Annotated in this window: 1 rRNA gene; it reads left to right on the forward strand. The window is 54.4% G+C overall.

Annotated features, from left to right (window positions below):
- Positions 1-206 (forward strand): 16S ribosomal RNA (locus tag IQP38_RS18280); the annotation flags it as partial.

The following is a 206-nucleotide window of genomic DNA, read 5'->3' on the forward strand; positions in this document are numbered from 1 at the left end:
AACTCTGAGACAGGTGCTGCATGGCTGTCGTCAGCTCGTGTTGTGAAATGTTGGGTTAAGTCCCGCAACGAGCGCAACCCTTATCCTTGTTTGCCAGCGAGTAATGTCGGGAACTCCAGGGAGACTGCCGGTGATAAACCGGAGGAAGGTGGGGACGACGTCAAGTCATCATGGCCCTTACGAGTAGGGCTACACACGTGCTACAA

The sequence above is a fragment of the Vibrio sp. OPT41 genome (genome assembly GCF_015163595.1).
Taxonomy (GTDB): Bacteria; Pseudomonadota; Gammaproteobacteria; order Enterobacterales; family Vibrionaceae; genus Vibrio; species Vibrio alginolyticus.